This is a genomic window from Streptomyces radicis (genome assembly GCF_003626575.1).
GTDB lineage: Bacteria > Actinomycetota > Actinomycetes > Streptomycetales > Streptomycetaceae > Streptomyces > Streptomyces radicis.
This window is the reverse complement of sequence record NZ_RBDY01000014.1, coordinates 158,697-168,481: the sequence shown is the minus strand read 5'-3', so window position 1 is coordinate 168,481 and position 9,785 is coordinate 158,697. Positions and strand designations below refer to the sequence as shown.

At 72.6% G+C, this 9,785-nt stretch carries 9 protein-coding genes; 3 read left to right on the top strand and 6 right to left on the bottom strand.

Going from position 1 to position 9,785, the window contains the following annotated elements; all coding sequences use genetic code 11:
- Positions 1-123 precede the first annotated feature (123 nt).
- Positions 124-315, bottom strand: a complete 192-nt coding sequence (locus D7318_RS19545) for a hypothetical protein (RefSeq protein WP_120698394.1) — start codon at positions 313-315, stop codon at positions 124-126.
- Between the two features lie 198 nt (positions 316-513).
- On the opposite strand from D7318_RS19545, the gene D7318_RS19540 reads away from it, so the two are divergent.
- Both D7318_RS19540 and D7318_RS19535 read left to right on the top strand, forming a co-directional pair.
- Positions 514-1,272: an SDR family NAD(P)-dependent oxidoreductase gene (locus D7318_RS19540; protein WP_230423899.1), complete on the top strand. Its 759-nt coding sequence runs from the start codon at positions 514-516 to the stop codon at positions 1,270-1,272.
- A gap of 33 nt (positions 1,273-1,305) precedes the next feature.
- Complete coding sequence (locus D7318_RS19535) at positions 1,306-1,704, top strand: MerR family transcriptional regulator (protein ID WP_120698419.1); 399 nt, start codon at positions 1,306-1,308, stop codon at positions 1,702-1,704.
- Here D7318_RS19535 and D7318_RS19530 read toward each other — a convergent pair.
- Positions 1,671-3,083, bottom strand: coding sequence for a short-chain fatty acyl-CoA regulator family protein (locus D7318_RS19530; protein ID WP_120698393.1), 1,413 nt, complete (start codon positions 3,081-3,083; stop codon positions 1,671-1,673). The genes D7318_RS19535 and D7318_RS19530 overlap by 34 nt on opposite strands.
- A gap of 302 nt (positions 3,084-3,385) precedes the next feature.
- On the opposite strand from D7318_RS19530, the gene aceA reads away from it, so the two are divergent.
- A complete protein-coding gene (gene aceA / locus D7318_RS19525; RefSeq protein ID WP_120698392.1) occupies positions 3,386-4,708 on the top strand; it encodes an isocitrate lyase in 1,323 nt (440 codons plus the stop codon).
- Between the two features lie 70 nt (positions 4,709-4,778).
- On the opposite strand, the gene D7318_RS19520 is transcribed toward aceA, so the two are convergent.
- The 4 genes from D7318_RS19520 to D7318_RS19505 all read right to left on the bottom strand — a co-directional run bounded on the left by D7318_RS19520 (position 4,779) and on the right by D7318_RS19505 (position 9,735).
- Complete coding sequence (locus D7318_RS19520; protein ID WP_120698391.1) at positions 4,779-5,573, bottom strand: SGNH/GDSL hydrolase family protein; 795 nt, start codon at positions 5,571-5,573, stop codon at positions 4,779-4,781.
- Between the two features lie 201 nt (positions 5,574-5,774).
- Positions 5,775-7,112: an AAA family ATPase gene (locus D7318_RS19515; RefSeq protein WP_220729703.1), complete on the bottom strand. Its 1,338-nt coding sequence runs from the start codon at positions 7,110-7,112 to the stop codon at positions 5,775-5,777.
- Positions 7,113-7,126: 14 nt separating this feature from the next.
- Positions 7,127-8,635, bottom strand: coding sequence for a hypothetical protein (locus tag D7318_RS19510; protein WP_120698389.1), 1,509 nt, complete (start codon positions 8,633-8,635; stop codon positions 7,127-7,129).
- Entirely contained in the window at positions 8,632-9,735 is a 1,104-nt protein-coding gene (locus D7318_RS19505; RefSeq protein ID WP_120698388.1) for a hypothetical protein, read from the bottom strand. The genes D7318_RS19510 and D7318_RS19505 overlap by 4 nt, the downstream gene beginning before the upstream one ends.
- Positions 9,736-9,785 lie beyond the last annotated feature (50 nt).

Below are 9,785 nucleotides of genomic sequence, written 5' to 3'. Positions count from 1 at the left end.
TACGGCCCGATGAACTCCCACTCGTCGTCCGTCAGTTGCACTCGCGTCACGCAAGAAGATCTACCGGTCCAGGCCCCACCGTGAGGGAGAATCCCGCAGATTGATCACGACTCGATACGCTCCCTAGGGCCTGTCCTGGGCGATCAGCGCGTTGAAGAACGCTACGGCAGCGGCGAACGCCGCCGCGCCCACGATGACCGAACGGGCCGCCCCGCCGCCGTCGGCCAGGGCGGTCAGCAGCCCGGCCGCCACTCCGACGAGCACGCCGAGCAGCAGGATCAGGGCCGAGCGCACGGTCAGCAGGGGCCGGTCCACCCGTGTCCTCCTCCGTAGGTGTCATGGGCCCGCCACGGTGGGCGAGCGCTCTCCCGAGTCTCCCCGCGCACCGGGGTGTCCCCGGCCGGGAACGGGGCGTTCCCGGCAGGTGGGGACACATGTTCACGGCCGCCGACCATCCCGGCCCCCGGCGTTCGCTTGACCTTGACCCCGGGGTCAACGTTTAGCGTCCGAGGCATGGATGAGAACAACAGCCTCGCCGGGCGCGCCGTGCTCGTCACCGGGGGCCGGACCGGGATCGGGCGGGCCGTGGCACGGCAGTTCGCCGACGCGGGGGCCGATGTCCTCGTGGTCGGCCGGACCGCGGAGCGGCTGGCGGAGACCGCGAGGGACCGGCCGCGCATCAGGACGTGCGTCGCCGACGTGGCCGCGCCCGAGGGGCCCGAGGAGATCGTGGGCGCCGCGCTCGACGCGTTCGGCCGCGTCGACGCCCTGGTCAACAACGCCGCCATCACCCGCCCCGCCCCGCTGGGAGAGATCCAAAGGACCGTCGCCGACGAGCAGTTGACCACCAACCTCCTCGGCCCGATCTTTCTCACCCAACGCGCCCTGCCGCACCTGGAGTCGGGCTCCACCGTCGTCAACGTCACCTCGAACCCGCCCCAGCACGGCTGGCCGGGCAACTCGATCTACGGCTCCACCAAGGTGGCGCTCGACTTCCTGACCCACACCTGGGCCGTCGAGTTGGCTGGGCGTGGCATCCGCGTCGTGTCGGTGGCTCCCGGGGTCACGCTCACCCCCGTGCTCAGCCACGCCGGGTTCACGGACGAGCTCATCGCCGAGGCGGCCGAGGCGTACCGGGCGCGGATCCCGCTGGGGCGGCTGGCCCAGCCCGACGAGATCGCGTGGTGGGTCGTCAACGTCGCCCGCCCTGAGGCCGGTTACCTCACCGGCGAGGTCATCCGCGTCGACGGCGGGATGAGCGCCGGGGGTTGAGCGCGCGTGGACGACGTGGAGGACACTGGGGCGATGCGGATCGGAGAGCTCGCACACGCCGCCGGCACCACCGTCCGGGCCCTGCGCTACTACGAGCAGCAGGGCCTGCTGCGCCCCGACCGGTCGCCCAACGGCTATCGGCTGTACGGCGGTTCACAGGTGACGCGGGTGGCCAACATCAGGCTGCTGCTGTCCCTGGGCCTCACCGCCACCGACATCCGCGCGTTCCTGCCCTGCCTCGGCGACGACATCGCCGAGGGCCCGGTCTGCCCGGCGAGCGCCGCCGTGATCGCGCGGCGGCTCGCCGAGGTGGACGACCGGATCGCCGCCCTGGACACGACGCGCACGCGCCTCGTCGACGCGCTGGCCAGGGCGGGCGCCGAGAAGCTGGCGCGGGCTCACGAGGCCCCCCGGGCGCGGACCACCGGGTAGGGGACGAACGTGCTGCTGTTCTCGTCGATGTCCAGCGCGTGGCCGGGGGCCGGGACCGCGCGCTGGGGACAGTCGAGGCGTTCGCACACGTGGCAGCCCATGCCGATCGGGGTCGCGGCCGAGGCGTTGTCCAGGTCGAGCCCGTCGGAGTAGACGAGGCGGCGCGCGTGCCGGATCTCGCAGCCGAGGCCGATGGCGAACGTCTTGCCCGGCTCGCCCCAGCCGCCCCGGTGCCGGGTGACGGTCCTCGCGGTCCACAGGTACCGCTTGCCGTCCGGCATCGCGGCGATCTGGACATGGATCCGGCCCGGCGCGGCGAACGCCTCGTACACGTTCCACAGGGGGCAGGTGCCGCCCGCGCGGGAGAAGTGGAACGCGGTGGCGGACTGCCGTTTGGACATGTTCCCGGCCCGGTCCACGCGGACGAACGAGAACGGCACGCCGCGCAGCCGGGGCCGCTGGAGGGTGCTCAGCCGGTGGCAGACGGTCTCGTAGCCCATGCCCCAGCGGTCGGTGAGCCGCTCGATGTCGTAGCGCAACTCCTCGGCGGCGGCGTGGAATTCGGCATAGGGCAGGATCAGCGCCGCGGCGAAGTAGTGGGCGATGCCGATGCGGGCGAGCGACCAGGCGGGGGAGCCCTCGTCGCAGTCCTCCGAGGCGAGCCGCGAGAACTCACGCCCGTACTCGAGCAGCGCCAGCTGCGTGGCCAGGCGGAACGTCCGCTGTCCGGGGCGGAGCCTGCTGGAGAGGCGCAGCACGCGCGTCGAGGGGTTGTAGTGGTGCAGGCGCCCGGCGCCCGTGGCCAGCCGCACGCCGTGGCGCACGAGGAGGCGCGCGGCCAGCGTCCGCCCGCCCTCGCCGGGGCGGATGCCCACCTCGCGGGCCAGCTCCTCGGCGGCGGTGTCGATGTCGTGCAGGTAGTTCTGTCTGCGGTAGAAGAACTCGCGGATCTTCTCGTGCGGCGAGTGCGGCCCGGCCAGCTCCTCGGAGTCCCGGTCGGCCGTGCGCTGGGACAGCCGCTCGGCGAGCGTGTGGTTGCGCCGCCCGAGGTCGACGAGGGCCCGCGCCACGGCGGGCGTCCGCGACGCCAACTCCCCCAGATCCGCGGGGGAAAGGCGCCCCGCGGCGATCTCGTCCGCCAACGTCTCGCGCAGGTCGGCGACCAGCCGCGAGGTGTCGCGTTCGGAGAAGAAGTCGGGGTCGACGCCGAACGCCTCGGTGAGCCGCAGCAGCACGGAGACGGTCAACGGGCGCGAGTCGTGCTCCATCTGGTTGAGATAGCTGGGCGAGATGGCCAGCACCCGCGCCAACTCGGCCTGCTTGAGCCCGCGTTCGTCCCGGAGCCGACGCAGGCGCGCCCCGGCGTAGATCTTGCTCATCGGCACTCCCTCGGCGCGCCTCCCTCGGCGCACATCCCTCGGCGTCCGCGCGCGGCGTTCGCTTGGCAGGATTCGCAGAACCGGCCATGAAGATAGGCAGAGATTAGCAGAAGTCCAGCGTTGATGACACTCAGTGCCAGTGCCACAGTGGGGTCAAGGGCGTTGAACAGGCGGAGTTGAGCGGCATCCCCGAGCCATCAGGGTAACGCGCCGCCCAATCATGACACTTGGTGTCACATGCTTCGCACCATTGACAGAGCGCCCCACGAGAACGCAGGGCTTCGAGCGAAGGGAGACCGGTCATGACGCAGACACCGACCCGGAAGGAGCCGGGGGCCGGGGCGCGGGGACCCGCGTGGACGACGGCCGACGAGCTGGCGCTCCAGTGGGAGACCGACCCCCGCTGGGCCGGCGTGCGGCGCACCTACCGCGCCGATGACGTCATCCGGCTGGCCGGGAGCGTCACCGAGGAGCACACCCTGGCCCGGCTCGGCGCCGAACGGCTCTGGCGCGAGCTGCACGACCGCGACCACGTGCACGCGCTCGGCGCCCTGACCGGCGGCCAGGCCGTCCAGATGGTCAGGGCGGGCCTGCGGGCCATCTACCTCTCAGGGTGGCAGGTCGCCGCCGACGCCAACCAGGCCGGTCACACCTACCCCGACCAGAGCCTCTACCCGGCCAACTCCGTTCCCCAGGTGGTGCGTCGGATCAACAACGCGCTGCTGCGCGCCGACCAGATCGCCACCGCGGAGGGCGGCACCGACGCCACCGAGTGGCTCGCCCCGATCGTGGCCGACGCGGAGGCGGGCTTCGGCGGCCCGCTCAACGCGTTCGAGCTGACCAAGGCGATGATCGCGGCGGGCGCCGCGGGCATCCACTACGAGGACCAGCTGGCGTCCGAGAAGAAGTGCGGGCACCTGGGCGGCAAGGTGCTCGTGCCCACGGGCCAGCACATCCGCACGCTCAACGCCGCCAGGCTCGCCGCCGACATCTCCGGCGTGCCGACCCTGATCGTCGCGCGGACCGACGCCCTGGCCGCGACGCTGCTCACCAGCGACGTCGACGAGCGCGACGCGCCGTTCTGCACGGGAGGGCGCACCGCGGAGGGCTTCCACCGGGTGCGCAACGGCATGGCGGCGGCCATTGCCCGCGGCCTGGCCTACGCCCCCTACGCGGACCTGCTGTGGATGGAGACGGGCACGCCCGACCTCGACCAGGCGCGGAGGTTCGCCGAGGCGATCCACGCGGAGTACCCGGACCGGATGCTGGCCTACAACTGCTCGCCGTCGTTCAACTGGAAGGCGGCCCTCGACGACGACCAGATCGCGGCGTTCCAGCGGGAGTTGGCGGCGATGGGGTACCGGTTCCAGTTCATCACGCTGGCGGGGTTCCACTCGCTCAACCACGCGATGTTCGACCTGGCCCGCGGCTATGCCGAGGACGGGATGACGTCGTATGTGGCCCTCCAGGAAGCGGAGTTCGCCGCGCAGAAGGAGGGGTTCACGGCGGTGCGCCACCAACGCGAGGTCGGCACCGGGTACTTCGACCTGGTCTCGACGACCGTGAACCCGGCGTCCGAGACCACCGCGCTCGCGGGCTCGACGGAGACCGAGCAGTTCGGCTGAGCACGGCGGTGAGCCCCCTGGGGCGCGGGGCCTCAGGGGGCTCGTTCCGATGAACGCGGCGCCGCTCGGGTCAGTCGACGGCGTTGAGCGCGGGCAGGTAGCCGCCGGAGTGGCCGAGGGCCGTGGGGTGGTACGCCTCCCACGTGGGCAGCCGAACGTCGTGCAGCCAGTTGTCACCCGAGCACAGCTCGTGCCCGGCGAAGCGCGCGGCCACGTCGCCGAACGCGAAGCCGTGGGCCGAAGCCCGGGCGGAGATCACGGAGTTGAGCAGGTCGGACGCGTCGTTGATCGCCTCGCGCTTGGTCTGGCTCAGCCCGATGCACCAGTTGGAGGGCTCGATGTACATGCGCGGGTAACCCAGCACCACCACATGGGCGTTGGGCGCGCGGGAATCGATCGCGGAGTAGACGGAGTTGAGGCGGCCCGGCAGCGTGCCGGTGATGAACGACTCGGCCGTCGCGATGCGGTTGAGGCACGTCGAGTCGGAGCCGGTGACGCACGTGGTCATGACGTTGGCGAACCCGGCGTCGTTGCCGCCGATGCTGATCGAGACCAGCCCGGTGGACGCGTTGAGCGAGCTCAGCTGCGAGCCGGTGACATCGCTGGTCACCGCGCCCGAGCAGGCGACGAAGGAGAACGACGAGGGGGCGTTGGCCGCCGCCCACAGCGCGGGGTAGGCGTTGTTGCTGCGATGACAGTTGCCGCTCGCGTCGATGTAGTTCCCGGCGCCGTTGCCGGAGGAGTACGAGTCCCCCAGGGCCACATAGGCCGGTCCGGCGGCCTGGGCCGAGCCCGTGCCCACCAGGGCCATCAGGACGGAGAGAACGAGCGCGGACAGGACGGTGAGGAGCTTCGGCGGTCTCACGGAGCCTCCACGTGGGGGGTCAAGGATCGCGCGTCGGATCGCAACGCGCGTTGACAACAGTGTTCATGTCAACCGCCCCGCCGTCGAGACCTCTGTCACCACCTCAACCACCGTTTCCCCGACGGGACATCGCGCGTTCGACGGACCGGAAGCCAAAGGGGCGTCCGGGGGCTTCGGCACGGCACCGGGCGCGCGCCCTCCTCAGGCTCCGACCAGGAAGTCCGGTCGGTCGAGGTGCTCCATGATCGTCTGGTGGGCGCGCCAGCCGTCAGGGAACTTCGGAGGGACGTCGAGGTGGAGGGGCTGGCTGGAGGGGTGGCGGTCAAGGAGCGAACGGATGCCGTCGCGCGCGACGACGACGCAGGCGTGGCGGTGGCGGGAGAGGAGCACGCACAGGCGCCCCGTCTCCAGGTGGAACGCGCTGGCGTCCGCCCGCCCCGAGAGCGGGTGCCACACCAGCGTCACATCGAACTCGCGGCCCTGGAGCTTGTTGGCGGTGTCGACGGTGACACCGGCGAGCTCGGGGCTCAGGCGGGCGCGCACGGCGTCGGCCTGGTCGTTGTGGGTGACGCCGATGGCGATGCGCTCGGGAGTGAGCTCGCGCCCCTCGGGAGCCTGGTCGCAGTGGGTGATCGTGCCGCGGGCGAGGAGGCGACCGGCCGCGGTGGCGAGGGCGGCGGCCACCTCGCCGTCGACACGGAGGGAGTGCCGCGCGGGAAGGCGCAGATATCCCCAGCCCGTTGCCGCGGCCCGGTCGAGCACCCGGTCCACGGGGTCCGCCCCCAGGGCCGGAACCGGCAGCCGGACGCGGCGGTCGGCCGACGAGGTGCCGGGCGTGAAGGGGGTGAAGGGGTAGAAGGCGCGCCCGACCAGCCCCGCGGCGGTGGCCGGCAGCCGCCAGGAGACGGGGAGTCGGCGCGTGGGCATGCGGGGGTTGTGGGCGAGGGTGACGTCCACCGCGTTGCGCAGCGGGTCCCAGGTGAGTCCGGCCCAGCGTTCCGTCTCGACGGTCGCGAACGGGTCGAGCTGGCCGGGATCGCCGACGAACAGGGCGCGTTCGAAGAGTCCCGCGCAGCGCAGCAGCGCGTCCGAACGCATCTGGTACGCCTCGTCGACGATGGCCCAGCCCCACGGCGTGCCCTCGGGCGCCTTGACGAAGGCCCACTTCGCGGCGGTGGTCACCACCACAGGTGGCAGGGTGCCGAGATCGCTCAACTTCTCGGCGCCCGTGACGTTGCCGTGCCGCCGGACGCGCCCGGGCAGGGTGCCGCCGCTCTTCAGCAGCCGTCCGACGCGGAGCCGCGGGTGGCGCGTCGCGAGGCGGTCGACCAGGTCGTCGACCTGCTCGTTCGTCTGCGCCACGACCATGACGGGGCCCTGGCCCTCCGCGAGATGGGCCGCGGCGCGCACGACCAGCGTGGACTTGCCCGCGCCCGGGGGCGAGTCCACCACGACGCCGCGCCCCGTCGTGTGGTCGACGTCGTGGAGCACTCGCGCGACGGCCGCGTCGGCGCGTGCTGCGGGCGTATCCGCGGTCATGTCCCTCCCGCCGGTCATTCCCACGCCTCGTCGGCGTCGTCCTCGGTCGGTGTGTAGGGAGTGGGAGGTCCGCCATGAGTCCACGGCGTCGCCTCGTCGTCGGGGAAGGCAAGCGGGCTGTGGCCGGTGTCGAGAACGGTGTAGCACAGCTCCTCACCCGGCTCGGGCACGCATCCGGGCGGCGCCGGGGGCTTGCGCTTCCTGGCCAGGCCGCCCTCAAGCTCCAGGTCGATCTCGGCGTCGCCGTCCGGCAGCGCCCTGACGGCGAGGAGCCTGGCGGGCTGGTCGCGGCGGGTGGGGCTCTTGACCTTGTCCCCGAGCTCGAGGCGGGGTGGCAGGGCGTCGGTCCGCAGGGTCACCAGGGGCCGGAACAGCGCGGACCTGGGCCCCTTGACCATCCGCGACGGGTCGGTGGCGATGACGACCCCGGTGAACGCCCTTCCCGCCAGCTCGTGTTCGGCCATCACCAGCGGATCGTCGTAGGCGCGGGCGAGCTCGTAGCGTGCGGTGGCGTCCTCGAGGCGGGCCAGTCGCCGCGCGGCGCCGACCGCGTGGTCCCTGCGGGCCTGTGGGAGGCCCGTCTCGGCCAGGTAGGCGGCGTAGTCGGTGAAGAGCGTCCGGTCGAACTCCCAGCGCCCCGCGACGCTGGCACCGGGAGGGAGGGAGCGCAGCAGGTCGACGCCCCGCCACATGAGGTCCCAGGTGGGGGCGAGCTGGGAGCGGAGCTGCTTCTCGAGCTGGTGTCGCAGGGCGGCGCGCAACGGGTCCGTTCCTGCCCTCTCGTAACGGTCGAGCAGCTCGTGAAGCGTGTGGTCGAAGACGGGGTCGGTGGCAGGTCCGGCCGGGGGCCGGAGCGCGGGATCCTCGGCGAGCCGCGCCGCCTCGTGGCCGTCGTGCCCGTCGGGAGGGGCGATCCAGCCGATGAGCGAGGCGAGATTGCCGTCCTCCGTGCCGCTCTGGCCCGTGGCCCAGTGGACGCTCAGCGCCTCGGTCATGGCGAGCAGCTGGCTCGAGCCGGGGAACTCGGCACGATCGGTGAACCAGGTCAGCCACTTGCCGAGGAGCGGAACGCCCGGCGGCACCGCGTGCGGGCCCTCCGTGCCACGGAAGCGCGTCGATCGGCCGAGCAGCCGGAGGAAGGCGATGCCACCGGGGTTCGGAACGAGGATCTGGGGCGCCTCCGTACACCGGGTCAGGATCCGCTTCGCGCCGTCGCGCCTGCCGGTGTACTCCTCCGTGTCGCGCGTGAAGGAGTCGAGATGGGGGAGCACCCGATCGGCCAGGTCGGCCACGAAGGCGAAGCGCTGTGTGCGATCCCTCGGCTCCGCGACGATCAGGAGCTCGGGCCGCTCTCGCTCGGCACCGACGAGGGCGGCGAGGGGAGCGCACGCCTCCCCGGCGAGGGCCAGGGGAATCAGCACGAACGGCCGGGCCGCCAGATGGACATGGCGAACGGTGGCCAGGGGCTCCGCCCGCCCGGCCTCGGCGGCCCGCAGCCGCGCGTAGGTCGTCAGAACACTCATGAGGCCACCCCCCGGCCGAGGCACCTGGCCCGAAGGCGGGCGGCCGCCCGCAACCGCTCGACGACCTCGCGCCGGTGCTCGTCGGGCTCCGCCTGCCCATGAGCGAGGCTCAGGGCGACGGCGATGTGGTCGAGCCCTGGCAGGTCACCGCCCACGGTGCCGCCGAGACGGGCGGGGGCCCCGGCGGCCAGGGCCTTCTCGCGGCAGTGGCGGGAGAGCTCGCAGAAGTCGAGGCACCCGGGCTCGTACAGATAGTCGAGGGATTCCACGGTCCTGGCCAGGTGGTCGTCGGACACCACGGGTGGCCCCTGGTCGCCCTGGACCGACAGGTCGAGGCTGGCGTCCGCGTCGAGCGCTCCCGCGAGGTCCTCCGCGCGTGCGAGACGCCTCAACTGGTGCTCGACGGCGTCGAGTTGCTGGCGCAGGTCGATGAGGCGGCCATAGGGTCGGTTGCTGAAGTCCTTGGGGCAGACCAACAGGAACTGGTCGGCGACCAGATCGGCGGAGGCGCCGAGCCCGGTCAACGTGCGGCGCAGGGCGAGCACATGGACGGCGGCCTCCCGCGCCGCGGCGGCCGTCTTCCGTGGGTCCGCCTGACCGTCGATGGCGGCGAACGACTTGATCACCACCACATGGATCCGATCCCCGATCCGGTGGCTGAGCGCGTCGGGCTCGAGGTAAGCGGTCTGTCCGGCGATCTCGAGCGTCAGGACGGGGTGGTCGAGGATGAGCCTGCTGTCCTCCTCCGCGATCACCCGCTTGAGGAGGCGCTCGGTCGCGCGGGCGCGTGTGCGCACGCTGGCCCTGTCGCCCTCCGCGGCGGCGAGATCGGCGACGCGGGCCTCCTCGACCGGGGCGGCGAGCTCGGCGCGGAGCAGGGTGATCAGCTCGGCGTACCCGTTCGCCTTGACCAGGGCCTCGAAGGCGCGGCCACGCGTGAGGGCGAACGGGGACTGCGTGAACGCGCCGGGTGTGGCGCCGAGTCGTCCGGCCAGCCGAGCCTTGTCGATGCCCGCGGCGTCGAGCACCGCTCGCCTGGCGCACCCGGGGTTGGTGGTGAGCGCGGCGATCTTGCGGGCGTCGTACGACAGCGGCGGCACCGAGGGCTCTCCCGCCCGACCGGCTGGTCTCCGACCGGGCTCTGCGCTGG